Source organism: Streptomyces sp. L2 (assembly GCF_004124325.1).
GTDB lineage: Bacteria > Actinomycetota > Actinomycetes > Streptomycetales > Streptomycetaceae > Streptomyces.
The window spans coordinates 5,086,610-5,103,286 of the sequence record NZ_QBDT01000001.1 but is presented as its reverse complement, the minus strand read 5'-3'; the positions used below and the strand labels follow the sequence as shown (position 1 = coordinate 5,103,286).

Here is a 16,677-nt window from a genome sequence, read left to right as displayed (position 1 = left end):
CGGTCCGGCTACCAGGTGCCCTCGCCGGGCACCAGCCGCCCGGCCTTGCGGTACTCGCGGCGGGCCCCCTCCAGGAGGTCCGCCGTCGTCACCGTCTCCCCCCGGCCGGCCGCCAGGTAGGCCGCGGTGACCACCGCGGATCGGATCGTGCCGCCCGCCAGCTCGAACTCCCGCGAGAGCCCGGCGATGTCGCGCCCCGCCTCGACGCCGCCGGGCACGTGGGAGAGGCTGTGCCGCCACAGGGCGCTGCGCTGCTCCATGTCGGGGAAGGGGAAGTCGACGACGAGGTCGAGCCGGCGCGTGAACGCCTCGTCGATGTTGGCGCGCAGGTTCGTGGTGAGCAGCGCGATGCCGTCGAAGGACTCCAGGCGCTGGAGCAGGTAGGCGCTCTCCATGTTGGCGTAGCGGTCGTGGGCGTCCTTGACCTCGGACCGCTTGCCGAACACCGCGTCGGCCTCGTCGAAGAGCAGCACGGCGTCGGTGCGGTCGGCCTCGGTGAAGATCCGTTCCAGGTTCTTCTCGGTCTCGCCGACGTATTTGTCGACCACCGACGACAGCTGGACGACGTAGAGGTCCAGGCCGAGTTCGGCGGCGACGACCTCCGCGGACAGGGTCTTTCCGGTGCCGGACTCGCCCGCGAACAGGCCGAGCACACCCCGGCCGCGCCCGCCGCCCGCGCTCAGCCGCCAGTCGCCGAGGACACGGTCGCGGTGGCGGGCGCGCAGGGCGAGTTCCCGCAACTGGGTGAGGGGCTTGTCGGGCAGGACCAGGTCGCCCCAGTCGACGTCGGGGCTGATCCGGCGGGCGTGCCGTTCGAGCCCCGAGGCCCCCTGCTGGCGGGCGGCCAGCCGCAGGTGGGCGGCGGTGAGCGGGGCGCCGTCGAACCCGGCGAGGCCCCGCGCGGCCCGCGCCGCCCGGGCGATCCGGTCGCCGCCGAGCCGGTACGGCGCCACGGTGGCCGCCAGATCGAAGCCCAACTCCTCTTCTGGACCGCCGTCTTGGCTCAGTCCGCTCGCCCAGGCGCGCGCCGCGCCCGCGTGCTGCCGGGGCGCCTCCAGGACCAGCGGGTCGTTCTCGCACCACTGCGGGTCGTAGGGGCGGGGCGCGACGAGGACCACGGGGAGGTCCGGGACGGCGGTCAGCGTCCGCAACAGCTCCGCCGGTCGCTCCGGCAGCGAGGACAGCACCACCGCACGCCCGCCCAGCCGGGCCTCGCGCAGCAGGCCGGGGACGTGGTCCTCGGGGCCGGTGAAGTGCAGGGCGGCCAGGCCCGCGGCGCCGAGCGCGGCACGTACGGCGGCCAGCCCGTCGCCCTCGCGGCGTTCGTGCAGGTAGACGACGGTGGGCGGGTCGGTGGCGAGCCGCGCCGCGAGCCGCTGGACGAAGTCGCCGCCGGCCGCCGCCTCCGTCCCGGGCAGGAGGTCGCTCACCTGCCCCGCCAGGGCCGGGTCCGGGGTGTCGTCGCCGAGGAGGTGGGCGAGGAGCCGGTCGGGCACCCGCAGGGCGCGGGAGAGGAAGGGGCGTTCGGGCTCCTCCACGGTGAGCAGCCCGAGCGCGGTCAGCGGCGCCGCCGGATGGAAGCGGGCTCGCGCGCCCGCCAGGTGGGCCGGCAGCCCGCACAGGTCGAGGGCGAGGCCCACGGTGGCGCGGCGGCGGCTGACGTCGTCGTTGAGGTAGCCGTACAGCGGCTCGAAGCCGCGGTCCAGGTCGGGGGCGAGGGCGATGAGCAGGACGGTGGCGTCGAGTTCGGTCAGGCGGAGCCGCCGGGCGAGCCGGGTGAGCCGGTCGTCGCGGGCCGCGGTGGGCGTCTGCTCGGTGGGCGGCTGCTCTGTGGGCGTCTGCTCGTTCGGCGGCCCCTGGTGGGGCGGGCGGTGCAGCAGGTGCCGTACGGCGTCCTCGGACAGATACAGGCCGCGCAGCGGGTCACCGGCCGTCGGGTCGTCGGCGGAGCGCTGGTCCACGAGCGCGCCGGCGCGGGCGCGCAGTTCGTCGAGCCGGGCGAGCAGGGCGTCGGCGGGGGCGCCGGGGTCAGGGGTGGTGCCGCTCAACGCGCCCTGCCTCCGCCGGACTCGGAGATCGGACCGGTCGTGCTCCGGGCCTCCCGGGCCGCCTTGGCCGCCTCGACCTGGCGGGTCCGGTGCCCGCGCGCTTCCGTGGCCTCCGGCGGGCCGTCGAGCCTGCGGCCCCGGACCACGGCGCCCTCGGTGACGGGCGGGCCGGCGTCGTACTCGGGGAACGCGGGGAACGGGGCGGTGACCACGAGGTCCAGGGACGGCTTGAGCTCGCCGCCGAGCGCGGACCAGATCTCCGCGAGGGACTTGGCCTCCGACTGGATTCCGGCCACCGACAGCGGCACGGCCAGGCCCAGCTCCCCGAGCGCGCCGGGCAGTTCACTCGCGGGCAGCAGTTCCTGGGGCAGCAGGGTCGCCATCACGGCGGACAGCAGCCGGTGTTCGTCCTGCGGCTGCTTCGTCCACGCGGTCACCAGGTACGACAGCCGGAACCAGCGCGGTGGCTGGCGGCGTTTGACGACGACGTCCCGTTCGTCGCGGATCTGCTGGTGGCCGCGCTGGCGCCGGTGGGTGTCCTCACGGATGTCGTACAGGTAGCAGTTGATGGTGGGCGCGTTGCGGCGCGCGGCCCAGTCGCGGGTCGGCGCGTCCAGGGTCACGTCGACGCCGGAGCCCGCGAGCGCGCCGCCGGACAGCAGGCGCTTGAGCACCTCGTCCACCTCGTGGATCACCGTCACGCTCCCGAACCGTCGCGGCCGTCATCGATGGGCCGGTCGTGTGTCCATCCTGCCGTTCACTCCACCCTGCCGCGCCAGGCACGGCGGGGCAGGCGTGTTGGCCCATAGGTGCTGTTCAAGTGCCCGTTCGGTCAGATGTAGCCTTCTCTGAGGGCATGGGCCACGGCATGTGCGCGGTTGCGAAGACGCAGCCGTGTGGTCAGCCCGTGCATGACGTTCTTGACTGTGCGTTCGGAGTAGGACAGTTTGCTTGCGATCTCCCCGGTGTCGAGACCCTCGGCCACCAGACGCAGCACGTCCACCTCGCGCGGCCCGAGGCCCGAGGACGGTCCGCCGGGGCGGCCGGCCGCACTGCGGTGCAGCGTTCCCACCTGGCTGATGAGCCGGCCGAGCAGGTCGGAGGGCAGGTCCCCGTCACCGCGGGCGGCGGCGAGCACGGCCTGCACCAGACGGTGGCCGGTGGCCTCGTGGCGCCACACGATGGCACCGACCCCGCACTCGATCACTTCGAGCAGTTCGGTCTCGCGCAGCGCGGCCACGACGAGGACGGCCCGGCCGCCCTCGCTGCGCACGACGCGGCGCAGCCGGGTCAGCGCGGGTTCGTCGAGCGCGTCGCTGATGAGGAGCGCGACCGTGCCGGGTCCGCCGTCCTCGTCCTGGCGCAGATCGATCTCCGGGTGTCTGCGCAACTGGCTGAGCGCGCCCTCCCGGGAGATCGGGTCCGGGGCGTGCACCACCACCGGTATCCGCTCCGCCGGGACCGTTCCGGTGCCTGTGGTGCGGTGTGTGCCGAGCAACCGTCTCCCCCATGTCCTTCACGCGCGCGCCACCTGGCCGGGTGGCGTGTGTGCCTGATCCACCCTCCCCGGGGAAGAGCGCGGCGCGCAATCGTGGAGCACCACGAGAGGGACCACGAGATCGGGCGGCCGCGACCACGACGGGAGCGTCATCGCGGGGCGGGTGCCCGCCGGGGCAGAGCCGGCGGCGACGTGGTGCCGGCGACGCGATCGAGCCTCGTGGGACTCGTCACGCCAACCACATCCCGGTGGGGACCGTCCTGCACTGCGAGGAGTCACGTCCGTGAAAGGAGGCTGCGATGTCCGGACCGTTAGGCGTTGTAATGCCCCCCGTCGAGCCGATGCCCGAACACCGGGAGGCGCTCGCCCTGCTGGCCGAGCAGGCGGAGCGGGCGCGGGCCGGCTCCGGCCGGGTCGTCCTCGTCCGCGGTGCGACCGGCACCGGCCGCACCACGGTCCTGGAGGCCGCCGCCGAGGACGCCGCGGCGCGTGGCATGCGCGTGCTGCGGGCCCGCTGCTTCGCGGAGAACGCTGGGGTGCCCTTCGGTACGGTGCTCCAGCTCCTCGGTTCCGTGCCGGGGTCCCCGCCCGCGCCCGCGCTCGGGGAGGGTGACGAGCGGGCCCGTGGCGAGGAACTGTGGCAGACCCTGCGGTCGTACGCCGCCGAGGCGCCGCTCCTCGTCGCCGTGGACGACGTGCACCTGGCCGACGCGCCGTCGCACCGCTGGCTGGTGGAATCGGCGCGCCACGTGGGCGGACTGACGCTGCCGCTGCTCATCGCGGTCACCGAACGCAGCCAGTACGACATAGATCCGCCCGCGACGGGCTTCGCGCACACCCTGTCTCCGGCCCTCGTGCACACGCACACCCTGTCTCCGCTGAGCACGAACGCCGCCGAGGAACTGGTGCGTTCGGCGCTTCCGGACGGAACCGTAGCCGACGTGCTGGCCGGTTGTGTACGGGCGGGAGCCAACAATCCTCTGCTGATCCGCGCGTTGCTCGACGACCTCGGTGCCGACGGCCGCCAGACGTCCGCACCGGAGCGGGTGCCGGAGGCGTCCGCCGCGCTGTACCCGGGGGCGTACCCGGCGGCCGTCTCGTGGTGGCTGGACAGCGCGGGCCCGGCCACGACCGAGGTCGCGCGCATCCTGGCCATCCTGGACGAGGGCCTGGACGCCCGCGCGGCGGGGCTGTCCCCGTACGACGGCGCCCTCGCCCCGCACTGTCACGCCGCCGGACTGCCCGGTCTGCTGGGAGAGCTGACCGGCACGGACCCGGCCCGGGTGAGCGGCTGGCTGACCGCCATGACCGGCTTCGGCCTGCTGCGCCGGGACCGCGCGGGCCGCCCGCACTACGCCCACCGCCTGCTGCGGGACGCGATCCTCACCGGCGTGCCGACGGCTCGGCGGAGCGCCGCGCACCGGGCGGCGGCCCGCGCCATGCTGCAGCGCGGCGCGCCCACGGAGTCTGTGGCCCGCAGGCTCCTGGCGGCCGACGGCACAGCCGAGGAGACGGCACCCTCGTGGGCCTTCGCCGTCCTCCGGGACGCGGCGGAACTGGCCGTCGGGGACGCCCGGACCGACGACGCCGTGACCTATCTGCGCCGGGCCCTGGCCGAGCCCCTGCCCGAGCCCCACCGGCAGCGCCTGCTGACCGAATTGGGCTCCCTGGAACACACGTTGCAGGGCTCACCCGCGGGCCTCCCCCGCCTGTCGGAGGCCGTGCGCCTGGCGGCGGAACCGCACGACCGGGTCCGGGCGGCCATGGCCCTGGGCACGGCGCTCGCGGGACGCGGCAAGGCCCGGTCTGCGGTGCACGTGCTGCGTGAGGTCGGCGGCCAGCTGAACGGCCAGCCGGACCTGTTGCGCACGCTCAGGACGGCTTCCGCGATGCTGTCCGAGGAGGACCAGGCGGTACGGCGCGAGGTGTACCGGCTGACGGCCGACACCGCCGCGCACTCCCCCGAACTCCTGGGCGCGGCGGGCCAGTCGCTCCTGGTGCGCCACGCGGCGACGGGCGGCCTGACGTCGGCGGAGGAGGCGATGCGCCAGGTCCGCGTGCTGCTGGCCGAACCGGCGGACCCCCTGTCGGATCCCTTCCTGGTGGGCACGGCGGCGGCGATAGCCCAGTGGGCGGACGAGCTGGACGAGGCGGACCGTCTGGTGAACCGGGGTCTGACGGGTCTGCGTCCCGCGGTCCTGCACCCCATGCGCCGGGCCCTGCTGAACACCCGGGGCGACATAGCGGCGGCCCGCGACGACCACGAGGCCGCGCTGGCCGACCCCGGGGTGTGGCGGAGCCCGCCCCCCGGCACGGTCCCGGGCAACCGGCACGCCCACGCACTGACGGCGCTGGTCCACACGGGCCGCGTCGCGGAGGCCCGCCGGCTGGCGGATGCCCTGGATCCCCGCGAGGCCCCGGACAACTGGGAGTTCAACCGGTTCCTGTACGCCCGGGGCACCCTCCGGGCCGCGTCGGGCGACCCGGCGGCCGCCCTGCACGACTTCCTGGAGTGCGGCCGCCGCCAGTCGTCCAGGGACGTGGTCAGCCCGGTGGTCACCCCGTGGCGCACGGCGGCGGCGGAGTGCCGCCTGGCCCTGGGCAGCCCTCGCGAGGCGCTGACGCTGGCAGCGGAGGAACTGCGCCTGGCCAGGATCTGGAACACCCCGAGAACGGTGGGCCGCGCGCTGTCGGTGGTGGCGGCCGCGACGGGGGGCCGCAGGGGCCTGGATCTGGCGGCGGAGGCGACCGAGCTGCTCCGGGGGGCGCCGTCCCCCACGGAGCTGTCCCGGGCCCTGATCCGGCAGGGCCGGTCCCTCACGGCGGCGGGCGAACGGTCCAGGGCCCGCGACTGCCTGCGCGAGGCGGCGGAACACGCCGAACGCGCGGGCGCCCTCCACCTGCGCGGCCAGGCCGAACGGGCCCTGCGCGAGGGCGGCGCCCGCCGCCCGGCAACGGACCGCACGGGCTCGGGCGCCCTCACGGGCAGCGAACGCCGCATAGCGGAACTGGCGGCGGAGGGCCATACGAACCCGGAGATAGCAGACCTGCTCCATTTGGCCCGCCGCACCGTGGAAACCCACCTGACCAGCACCTACCGAAAGCTGGGGATACGCCGAAGGGGAGAGCTGAAGGGGGCCCTGAAGAGCGAGGACTGAGGCTGTAACCATCGGCCGCCTCCGCCGGCGTGCCGGACTCCGTCCGGCGGACTGGCCGGACCTGCGCTGATCGCCCGCCGGCGGGTGACGAAGTGGCGGTCAGGGACGCCAGACCACCCGGTGCTCCCCCAGTTTCGCCAGCACCGCGTGGTTCGCTTCCCAGCCATCCGGGGCTGTAACCATCGGCCGCCTCCGGCGGCGTGCCGGACTCCGTCCGGCGGATTGGCCGAGCTGCGCCGATCGCCCGCCGGGCGGGTGACGGAGCGACGGTCAGGGACGCCAGACCACCCGGTGCTCCCCCAGTTTCGCCAGCACCGCGTGGTTCGCTTCCCAGCCATCCGGGGCTGTAACCATCGGCCGCCTCCGGCGGCGTGCCGGACTCCGTCCGGCGGATTGGCCGAGCTGCGCCGATCGCCCGCCGGGCGGGTGACGGAGCGACGGTCAGGGACGCCAGACCACCCGGTGCTCCCCCAGCCTCGCCAGCACCGCGTGGTTCGCTTCCCAGCCATCCGGAAATTTGACCAGGGTGCCCAGCTGGACGGGTTCCGTGGAGGGGTAGTCGTCCAGGAGGTCGGTGACGCCGGCTCGGCAGACGACGATGCAGGCGTGGCGGTGGCGGGAGGCCAGGACGCAGAGGCGGCCGGTCTCCAGGTGGAAGGCGGTGGCGTCGGGGCGGCCGGAGAGCGGGTGCAGGACGACCGTGACGTCGTACTCGCGGCCCTGGAGGCGGTTGGCGGTGTCGACCGTGACGTCCGTGACGCCCAGTTCGGTCAGCGCCGCGCGGACGGCCGCCGCCTGGTCCCGGTGGGCCGTGCCGACGGCGATCCGGTCGACGGCCAGCGGGGCGGGGTCCGGCGCGCGTTCCGAGGTGGCCGCGCCGCCGCGGTCCAGCAGGCGCCGTACGACCGTCGCGACCGCGCGCACCGCCTCCGGGTCCGTGCGCGGGGTGTGGCGGGCGGGCAGTTCCAGCAGGCCCCAGCCGGATTCCGCGGCCTCGTCGATCACCCGGTCCGGGCCGGAGCCGTCGGAGGGGACGGCGAAGGCGAGGCGGCGGTCGCCGTGGCCGGTGCCGCTGCGGAACGGGGTGAACGGGTAGAAGGCGTCCGAGACCAGGGGGGCGGCGGAGGCCGGCAGGCGCCAGGAGACGGGGAGGCGGTGCTGCGGCAGGGCCGGGTTGTGGGCCAGCAGCGTCGTCACCGCCGAGGCCGAGGGGTCGTACGACAGTCCCGCCCACTGCTCGCTGCCGACGATCGCGAACGGGTCCAGCTGGCCCGGGTCGCCCACGAACAGCGCCCGCTCGAACAGCCCCGCCACGGCCAGCAAAGAGTCCGAGCGCATCTGGTACGCCTCGTCGACGATCGCGTGCCGCCACGGCTCGTCCACCGTGACGTGCGCCCACTTCGCGGCGGTGGACAGGACGACCGGGAGGCCGTTCAGGTCGGCGGCCTTCGCGGACGTACGAACGCCCGGCAGGTCGTCGAGCGCCTTGTCGTAGGCGTCGGCGTCGCTGCTGTGCAGGCGGCCCACCGGCAGGTCGGGGTTCTTCTCGGCGAGCCGGACGACCAGGTCGTCGACCTGCGCGTTGGTCTGCGCGACCACCATCAGCGGGCGGCCCGCGTCGGCGAGTTCCAGGGCCGCGCGCACCACCAGCGTGGACTTGCCGGCGCCCGGCGGGGAGTCGACGACCACGCCGCGGTCGGTGCCGTGCAGGGTGTCGTGGAGGATCGCCTCGGTGGCGCGGGCCGCCGCGGCCGAGGGGTCGAAGCCGACGGTCGTCACAGGACGTCCTCCTGGGTGACCGCGTCCGCGGCCTCTGGTGCGGCCTCGCCGGGCGGGCCGCCGTGCGTCCACGGGGTCTGTTCCGGGTCGGGCAGTTTCGCGCCGCCGCGCTGCTCGTGCTCGAACAGCGTGCAGCAGATCCGGTCGCCCTTCTCCGGCACCGAACCCGGCTCGGGCTCCTTGCCCCGGCCCATCTTGTCGGTGATCCGCAGGACCAGCACGCCCTCCTCAGGGGTGCCCTCGTACCCGACGAACTCCGCCGTCTGCGGTCTGCCGCCCAGCGCGCGGTACACCTTCGCCCGTTCGGCGAGATGCGGCCGGTCGTCCGTGCGGACGGTCACCAGCGGGCGCGGGCTGGGCCGCTTGCCCTCGCTGTACGCCATCACGACGTCGGTCACCTCGCCGGTGAACGCCTCCCCGGCCAGCCGCCGCGCGGCCATCACTAGCGGGTCGTCCAGCGCCTCCTGCGCGTCCAGCCGGGCCTGTTCCCGCTCGCGCGTGGCCAGCTTGTTCGCCGCCGTCACCGCGTCGTCCCGGCGCGGCTGCGGAGGCTCGCCGGCCAGGACCCGGTCGCGGTGGCCGGTGAACGACCAGCGGTCGCGGGTCCAGCGCTCCTCGGCGTGCGCGCCCTCGGGCAGCTCCCGCAGCAGGTCCAGGCCCCGCCACACCGCGTCCCAGGTGGGCCGGGTGCGGCTCTCGACCAGCGCGCGGATCTCCCGCTCGGCCCCGGTGAGCGCGGCGAGCCGGTCGTCCGCCTCCAGGGCGTCCTCGGCGGCGGCCAGCGCGGTACGGGCCTGGTCGTAGCGCTCGATGGCGGGGGCCAGCAGCCGGTTGTCGAACGCCGGGTCGGTCGCCGGGCCGGCGGGCGGCAGCAGCAGTTGCCCGGCCGGGTCGCGCGCGAGTTCCGCCTGCCGTGCGGCCTCGGCGCCGGTGCTGCCCTCCGGCGGGTCGATCCAGGCGAGCAGGGCGCCGAGGTGCTGGTCCTCGACGCTGGACTGGCCGGTCGTCCAGTGCCGGGACAGCACGTCGGTGAGGGCCAGCAGCAGCGAGGAGCCGGGCACGCGGGCCCGCTCGCCGTAGTGGGTCAGCCAGCGGCCGAGCAGCGGCACGCGGGGCGGCGCCGGGTACGGCGTCTCCGGGTCCTGCTCGGCGGTGCGCCGGAACCGCATGGACCGGCCGAGCAGCCGTACGAACTCCAGGCCGGCGCGGCTGGGCACGATCAGCTGGGCCGCGTCCGCGCACAGCTCGACCTCGACCTTCACCCGTTTGCCGGTCTCCGGGTCGGTCTCGGTGCGCTCGGCCGCCTCCACGGACGCGGTGTGGTCCTCGATGTACGGCAGGATCACGCCGGCCAGTTCGGCGAGGAACGCGAACCGCAGCTCACGGTCGCGCGGCTGCGGCACGACCAGCAGACGCGGCGCGTCCCGGTCGGTGCCGACCAGCGCACCGAGCGGTGCCCCGGCCTCACCCGCCGTGGTCAACGGCACGAACACCAGCGGCCGCCCGGACAGATGCCGATGCCGCACGGTCGCGACGGCCTGCGCCCGCCCACTGCGGACGGCTTCCAGCCGGGCGAGGGTGGCGATCAGAGACACGACGCCCCCTTCGGGTCGGCGGGCCCGGTATCGGCCGCCGTCACCGCCGCACGGGGATCCGACCGATCGACGTCACCGGAGGTGAGCCCGGACCGATCGGCGGAGGCGGGGCGATGCGGGTCGTCGGGTGCCCGGCCCTGCGGGACGGCCGGTGTGCGGTCGGGCGAGACGGTGGGGGTCCGGCCCCGCTGGCCGTCGGGGGCGGGCACGGACCCGGTCCCCCGCCCCTCCCCGGACACACGCGCGTACCCGGCCTCGGACTCGGACCCGGCGTGTTCTCGGGCGGACTGCGCCAGCGCCTCCGTGCGGAGTTCCGCCGCGCGGCGTAGGGCGGTGACCGTCGGGTCCGTGGGGTCGCCGGTTTCGCCGTGGGCGGCTGCGAGGACCTCGTCGACGGTGGTCAGGCCGCCCAGTTCGGCGCGCAGGGGGCGGCCGAGGCGGGTCACCTCGCCGGCCGCGCCGCAGCGGTCGCGGCAGTGGAGGGCCAATTCGCAGGCGGACAGGCACTCGGGCGCGTAGGTCGCCGGAACCGCCTCGACCGCGGCCGTCAGTTCCTCGGCCGGCAGGGCCGGGGAGAAGCAGGCGCCCTCGGGCAGGGAGTCGGCGATCTCCTCGATGCGGGTGAGCCGGGTCAGCTGGCGGGCGGTGACTGCGCGCTGCTTGCGGACGTCCACGGCGGAGCCGGTGGGCAGGTTGGAGAAGTCCTTCGGGCACACCAGCAGCACCTGGTGCCGGACGACCGGCGCGGGGTCGAGGCGGGCGGCGACCTCCTCCAGGGCCAGCACGTACACCGCGGACTGGCGGGCCGCCGCGCCGACCTTCGCCGGGTCGGCGGAGCCGTCCAGCATGGGGAACGACTTGATCTCCACGACGGTCCAGCTGCCGTCCGGGTGCACCACCACGGCGTCCGGTTCCAGGAACGCGAGCGAGCCGGCCACGTCCAGCGCCACCATCGGGTGGTCCAGCAGCGTCCAGCCGCCCACGCCGGTGGCCTCCCGCAGCGCCAGCGCCGTACGGGCCGTACGCCCCTCGGGGCCGATCGCGGTCAGGTCGGGTACGGCGGCGGCTCCGTCGGGCGGTTCGGCGCCCGGGTCGAGCCGCGTGTGGGCCAGGCGCAGCAGCTCCGCGCCGCCGTCCGCCTTGACGCGTGCCTCGAACGTGTTGCCCCGGATCAGCGCGAACTGCGACTGCCCGGTGCCGGCGGGGGCGCCCAGCGCACCGGCGAGCGCCGCCTTGTCCACCCCCGCGCCATCCAGGATCGCCCGTCTGCGGCAGCCGGGGTTGGCGGCGAGCGCCGCGAGGGCGCGCGCGTCCAGTGCCTTGGCCGGTACGTCGGGGCCGCGCAGCTCAGCGAGCCGCTGCCGGAGCCCCTTCGCCCGCGTCGGCGGCGGAGGCGTCGGGTTCGGCCGCGGCACCGGGCCGCGGCTCGCGCTGCTCGCGCTGCCGTGGAATTCGCTCACCCGCGGAAGTCTGGCATCCGCCACTGACAATCGGGGAGCCCGCGCCCACCGGCTCCGCCGCGCGTCCGGTCGCGTCCGCGTCCGCGGTCGCGTCCGCGTCCGCGGTCACGTCGGCCGTCGCGTCGCCGCTCGCATCCCCGGTCGCGCCGAGGCCGACGCGGGCCTGCAGCAGGGCGAACGCGCGCACCACGTGCGGGGCGAGCAACAGGCCGACGCCCATCACGGCGACGCCCGCGACCGCGTCCAGGAGGTAGTGGTTGGCGGTGCCCATGACGACGAGCGCGGTCAGCAGCGGGTAGGCGACGCCGAAGACCTTCCCCGCGCGCGTGCGCGAGTGCCGCCACACCATGACGCCGCACCACAGCGCCCAGCCGACGTGCAGGCTCGGCATGGCCGCGTACTGGTTCGTCATACCGCCCATGCCCCGCGGGGCGCTGGCGTCCGCGCCCCACCAGCCGTACGAGCTGTACTGGGCCATGGTGTCGACGAAGCCGTGGCCCTGGGAGAGCAGCCGGGGCGGGCAGGTGGGCAGCAGGGTGAAGCCGATCAGGCCGATCATCGTGGACGTCATCAGCCAGGTGCGGGCCACCCGGTAGATCTCGGCACGGGACCGGAACAGCCAGATCAGCACGGCGGGCGTGATCACGTAGTGCAGCGAGCCGTACCAGAAGTCGGCCGGTACGCCGAGCCACGCCTCCCGGGTGAACAGCCGGTTCAGCGGGTGCTCGGCGTTGAGGTGCAGCACCTTCTCGATGCGCAGGATCGCCAGGCCGTGGTCGACGGCGGAGGCGACGTCACCGCGGACGAGCAGCCGGCCGGCCTCGTAGCAGCCGTAGACCAGGAGGATCAGCGGCAGTTCCGTCCACCAGCGCAGCCGGGTTCGCGGGACCACCTCGGTGCCCGGTGTCTCGGTCTGCGGCATCCGATCGCCCTCCCCCTTCTGCTTCGCGGCGCCCGGCCGGGCGACCGTGCCACCTTACGGGGTCCACGGATCGACCCGCGCGGGCACTCCAGCCCTCAAAGACGCCGGCACCGCCCACCGGGTTGCCCGCACAGCCGAGCAAGGGGTGAGCCGGGCGTCAGCCAAGGGCGAGCGGGGGGTCAGCCAGGGGTGAGCGATGATGGCAGGGTCCCGTTTTTTGCCCCGAAAGGTCTCTCATGGCACCGCGCATCCTGCTGGCCCGGCACGGACAGACCGAGTGGTCCCTGGCCGGAAAGCACACCGGCAGGACCGACATACCGCTCCTGGAGGAGGGCCGGCACGGCGCCAAGCTGCTCGGCGAGCGGCTGCACCGGGCCCCGTTCGACGGGCTGCCCGGGGTGGAGGTGCGCACCAGCCCGCTGGCACGCGCGCGTGAGACGTGCGACCTGGCCGGCTTCGGCGACCGCGCGTCCACCTGGGACACCCTGATGGAGTGCGACTACGGCGCGCACGAGGGTCTGACGCCGGCCGAGATCCAGGCGGTACGGCCCGGCTGGCTGCTGTGGCGCGACGGCGCCCCCGAGGGCGAGAGCCTCGCCGAGATCTCCGCCCGCGCGGACGAGGTGGTCGCCTGGGCCCGCTCCGCCGACCGTGACGTCCTCGTCTTCGCCCACGGCCACATCCTGCGCTCGATCGGCGCCCGCTGGCTGGGCTTCCCCGTCGGCTTCGGCGCGCGACTGCGGCTCAACCCGACGTCCGTCTCGGTCCTGGGCTGGGCCTACGGCGAGCCCGCGATCGAGAACTGGAACGACGTGGGGCACCTCGCCGGATAGCCGTCCCACGGCGGAGCCGGGACGCCTCGGGCATGAGGACGCCTCGGGCATGAGCATGAGGACGCCCCGGGCATGAGGGTCCGGGCTTTCCCCGAGGGCCCTCTTGCGCCCACGCGGGACAATGGGGGGTGGCCCACCCGACGGTGGTGCCGTCGGACCGGACGAGGAGGAGACCAGACATGGCGGAGCCCACGCCGCGTCGGAACGACCCGCGGCTACGCCCCGCGCCCCTGCTCTTCGAGCCCGCGGAGGCGGCCGGCGATCCGGAGCACTTCTTCGACCTGGAGTCGGTAGAGGATCCGCGGGAGCTGCTCACGCGGGCGACGGAGCTGGCGCAGGCGTTCCGTGCGGCCGCCGACCGTGCCGTGGAGTTCCAGGCCGTGGCCGCGGCCCAGCTCGCCGATCCGCGCCGGTTCGACCGGCTGACGGCGGCGGACATCGCCGCGCGCGCGGAGTGGACCGAGGACTACGCGAAGAGGATGGTCGAGTTCGGGCGGGACCTGCTGCGTGGTGCGCACGCGGAGGGGCCCGAGTCGCTCTGACCCGGACCGGGCCGGGTCAGGCCGGCCGGGCCGGACCGGTGCGATTCGATTCGCTTCGGTTCGTTCAGGCGGCATATGCCAGGTGGGCAAGATACTCCTCCCGCCCTCCCCTGTCCCGGTTTTCGGCAACTCAGCAGAACCGTTCGTTCACCGCGGGTACATCTAGGTGGCATGAGCAGCAGCACCTGGAACGTCACCTCGGTCACCTCGGACGGCGCCGCCTGGCTGGCCTCGGCGGGCGCGTACCCGCGCAGCACGCTCGCCCTCTGGGAGGAGCGGCCCGAGGCCCCGCTGGTCCTGCCGTGCGGGTCCGCCTTCGACGTGGTCAACGCCCCCGCGATCTTCGGCCGCCGCATGCTGGACCGGTTATGGGACGAGGGGCCCGGCTCCGGGCCGGTCGCGGTGCACCGGGGCCGCGTGCTGCTCTTCGCCGCCCCGGGCACGGCCCAGCGGCTGCCCTCGCTGCTGGACTGGGAGGAGTGGGGGACGAACCGCGCCGACAGCCGCACGGAGGGCGTACCGCCGCTGCTGTGCCACGGCACCGGCGACGCGGTGACCGTCCCCGCGCTGTACGGCGCCGGGACCGGCACCCCCGCGCATTCCCGCTGGCTGGTCGCCCCCGACACCCGGCACCCCTGGCTCCCCGGCCCCGAGATCCTGCTCTGGGCGGCCGTCCGGGCGGCCCGCTCGGCGGTGCGGATATCGATTTTTCCTGCCGCCGACCATGATGCTAAGGTCTACGACGTCAGCAGGCGCCGCTAGCTCAGTTGGTTAGAGCAGCTGACTCTTAATCAGCGGGTCCGGGGTTCGAGTCCCTGGCGGCGCACGATGGCGATGGCGAGGCATGTTCGCGGAATGCGCGAACCGGTCTCGCCATCTCTGTTTTTGCGCGGCTTCGCCGCGCGTTGTGGGGGCTTCGCCACCCACACCCCCCTTTCACGTGGGTTCAGTGGACGCCGGCTGGGAAGTGCGGCGGGGGTGCGGCCGTCGTCATGGTGCGGCGCCTCAGCGGTGCCTCTTCACACAGCTGCCCGCATGGGGTTGCCCGCTCGGCTTGGGGCTCGCGTGGCCGTCGGCCATCGTCATGGTGCGGGAACTCAGCGGGCCCCTTTCACACGGTTGCCGGCATGGGGTCGCCCGCTCGGCTTGAAGCTCGCGTGGCCGTCGGCCATCGTCATGGTGCGGGAACTCAGCGGGCCCCTTTCACACGCTTGCTGGCATGGGGTCGCCCGCTCGGCTTGAAGCTCGCGTGGCCGTCGGCCATCGTCATGGTGCGGCGCCTCAGTGGGGGCCTCTGGCATGGTTGCCAGCTCGGCGCGGGGCTTCCCGTGGCCGTCGGACGTGGGTCGTCGGCCGTCAGTCGTCGGCGTCGGTCTTCAGAGCCGGCGGATCAGTCCTTCAGGGTCGGGGTGATCGCTACCGTCCAGGCGCCGGAGGCCGTGCGGCCCTCCACCTCGATCTTGACGCCGTCGCCGGGGACGGTGAAGCTCTCGCCGAGGGAGACCGGGGCGTCGGCCAGTGGGGGGTAGACCGAGGTCTCCCAGCAGGCCTCGGTGTGCGGGTGGGCGTCGATCACCTCCACCGGGCCGCCGCCCGACTCGGCGGCGCCGCGGACGCGGTAGACGAGGATGCCCTCCCGGCAGCCCGACCGGTCGTTGCCCGCGGAGTCGCGCGCCTCGAAGGCGAGGACGCTGTCCGGGCCGGTGCGCACGACCGCCAGCTTGGTGCCGTGGCCGAGGCCGAACGCCGGGGCGCCCGCCAGGCCCTGGGTCGGGGTGTCCGGGCCGGCCTCCAGGGGCTCCAGGGTGAGCCGGGTCGTCCCGTCGCCCCGGACGCACACCACCTGCCGGGGATCCAGCCAGCCGAGGCGCCACTTGTGCCAGGCGAACAGGTCCGGGGAGAGACCGAACTGGCTGCCCATCAGGTCCCAGTCGCCGACGTAGGTGTCCCAGTCGCCCTTGCCGTCGACCGGGCGGTGGTAGAGGTCGGGCAGGTCGAAGACGTGGCCGGTCTCGTGGGCGAGGACCAGGCGGTCCGGGGGATGCTTCTCGAACACGGTGACGACCCGGCGGACGTCCGTGCCGTCCAGGTGCACCGGGGTGTCGAGGTTGACGACCTTCGTGGCGTCCGAGTCCACGCCGGGCGCGTCCGGGTCGGCGACGAAGTACACGACGTCGTAGCGGGAGAAGTCGACGTCCGGGTCGGCCGCGGCGAACGCGTCGCGCAGGTAGGCGGCCCGGTCGGGGGCGCTCCAGTCACGTCTTATGGCGTACGCCGACGACGGGCGCGGCATGCGCAGCCAGCGCTTCAGCGGGTGCACGCGCAGGGTGAACCTGCCGTAGGAGGCGCGTTCGAAGAAGCGGCTCGTGGCCGGGAAGTGGTCGGCGGTCAGCTCGGTGGGGGTGGTGCTCGGGGTGTTGTCCGGGAACGACAGGAAGATCATGACGGCGTCGACCGCGCCGCGCGGGCGGGCGTAGGCGGCGTTCCAGGTGTCCACGCCCTCCGAGTGGTGGGCCGCGGTCCGGTGCAGGGCGCAGGGTGCCGTGGAGAAGGGTTCGGCGACCGACTGACCGCTCAGGATCGAGGTCGCGGCGATCGCCGACAGCGTGGTGAACACGGCGGCGGTGCTGCGCAGCTGGGGACGCGGCACGGAAGGACCTCCGGATGCGGTTCGCGGGACACCGCCCCCAGCCTGTGTGAATTTTGTGCTGTTTGCCTTGTTTGCCTGAACCAGAAGGGTGAGTACGCCCATTTGCGCGACGACGTGTCTCGACGGGCGACACCCCGAAACACTCACGGAACGTCACAACTGGTCGAGGGCCTGAAGAACCCGTCCAGGCGT

Annotated in this window: 11 protein-coding genes, 1 tRNA gene and 1 pseudogene; 5 read left to right on the top strand and 8 right to left on the bottom strand. The window is 74.6% G+C overall.

The annotated features are described in order from the left end of the window. Window positions 1–8: 8 nt before the first annotated feature. The 3 genes from DBP14_RS22790 to DBP14_RS22780 all read right to left on the bottom strand — a co-directional run bounded on the left by DBP14_RS22790 (window position 9) and on the right by DBP14_RS22780 (window position 3,546). The gene (locus DBP14_RS22790; RefSeq protein ID WP_129309004.1) at window positions 9–2,048 is read right to left on the bottom strand and encodes an ATP-binding protein; all 2,040 of its coding nucleotides are present in this window, start codon (window positions 2,046–2,048) and stop codon (window positions 9–11) included. After that, window positions 2,045–2,743: a DUF4255 domain-containing protein gene (locus tag DBP14_RS22785; RefSeq protein ID WP_129312027.1), complete on the bottom strand. Its 699-nt coding sequence runs from the start codon at window positions 2,741–2,743 to the stop codon at window positions 2,045–2,047. Before DBP14_RS22785 ends, DBP14_RS22790 begins: the two co-directional genes overlap by 4 nt. A gap of 137 nt (window positions 2,744–2,880) precedes the next feature. After that, window positions 2,881–3,546, bottom strand: coding sequence for a LuxR C-terminal-related transcriptional regulator (locus DBP14_RS22780; protein ID WP_129309003.1), 666 nt, complete (start codon window positions 3,544–3,546; stop codon window positions 2,881–2,883). Between the two features lie 341 nt (window positions 3,547–3,887). Between DBP14_RS22780 and DBP14_RS22775 the strand changes: the two genes are divergently transcribed. Then, a complete protein-coding gene (locus DBP14_RS22775) occupies window positions 3,888–6,704 on the top strand; it encodes an AAA family ATPase (RefSeq protein ID WP_129312026.1) in 2,817 nt (938 codons plus the stop codon). 441 nt (window positions 6,705–7,145) lie between these two features. On the opposite strand, the gene DBP14_RS22770 is transcribed toward DBP14_RS22775, so the two are convergent. The 4 genes and pseudogenes from DBP14_RS22770 to DBP14_RS22755 form a co-directional block, all read right to left on the bottom strand. Further along, window positions 7,146–8,483, bottom strand: a complete 1,338-nt coding sequence (locus DBP14_RS22770; protein ID WP_129309002.1) for an AAA family ATPase — start codon at window positions 8,481–8,483, stop codon at window positions 7,146–7,148. Then, window positions 8,480–10,078 (bottom strand): hypothetical protein, encoded by a 1,599-nt coding sequence (locus DBP14_RS22765; RefSeq protein ID WP_129309001.1) that lies wholly within the window; start codon window positions 10,076–10,078, stop codon window positions 8,480–8,482. Before DBP14_RS22765 ends, DBP14_RS22770 begins: the two co-directional genes overlap by 4 nt. Window positions 10,079–10,362: 284 nt before the next feature. Then, window positions 10,363–11,493: pseudogene (locus tag DBP14_RS22760) on the bottom strand (hypothetical protein); the annotation flags it as partial. Further along, window positions 11,426–12,460 (bottom strand): phosphatase PAP2 family protein, encoded by a 1,035-nt coding sequence (locus tag DBP14_RS22755; protein ID WP_129309000.1) that lies wholly within the window; start codon window positions 12,458–12,460, stop codon window positions 11,426–11,428. The gene DBP14_RS22755 and the pseudogene DBP14_RS22760, both read right to left, overlap by 68 nt. Before the next feature lie 236 nt (window positions 12,461–12,696). On the opposite strand from DBP14_RS22755, the gene DBP14_RS22750 reads away from it, so the two are divergent. The 4 genes from DBP14_RS22750 to DBP14_RS22735 all read left to right on the top strand — a co-directional run bounded on the left by DBP14_RS22750 (window position 12,697) and on the right by DBP14_RS22735 (window position 14,661). Beyond that, on the top strand, window positions 12,697–13,293 hold the full coding sequence (locus DBP14_RS22750) for a histidine phosphatase family protein (RefSeq protein ID WP_129308999.1): 597 nt from the start codon (window positions 12,697–12,699) through the stop codon (window positions 13,291–13,293). Window positions 13,294–13,472: 179 nt separating this feature from the next. Beyond that, window positions 13,473–13,835 carry a hypothetical protein gene (locus tag DBP14_RS22745; RefSeq protein ID WP_129308998.1) on the top strand — a complete coding sequence of 121 codons (363 nt, stop codon included), beginning with the start codon at window positions 13,473–13,475 and terminating at the stop codon, window positions 13,833–13,835. Between the two features lie 171 nt (window positions 13,836–14,006). Then, window positions 14,007–14,597: a bifunctional DNA primase/polymerase gene (locus DBP14_RS22740; RefSeq protein ID WP_129308997.1), complete on the top strand. Its 591-nt coding sequence runs from the start codon at window positions 14,007–14,009 to the stop codon at window positions 14,595–14,597. Continuing rightward, a tRNA-Lys gene (locus DBP14_RS22735) sits at window positions 14,588–14,661 on the top strand. The genes DBP14_RS22740 and DBP14_RS22735 overlap by 10 nt, the downstream gene beginning before the upstream one ends. A 564-nt stretch (window positions 14,662–15,225) precedes the next feature. Here DBP14_RS22735 and DBP14_RS22730 read toward each other — a convergent pair. Then, on the bottom strand, window positions 15,226–16,485 hold the full coding sequence (locus DBP14_RS22730) for a M6 family metalloprotease domain-containing protein (protein ID WP_241741007.1): 1,260 nt from the start codon (window positions 16,483–16,485) through the stop codon (window positions 15,226–15,228). Between the last annotated feature and the right edge of the window lie 192 nt (window positions 16,486–16,677).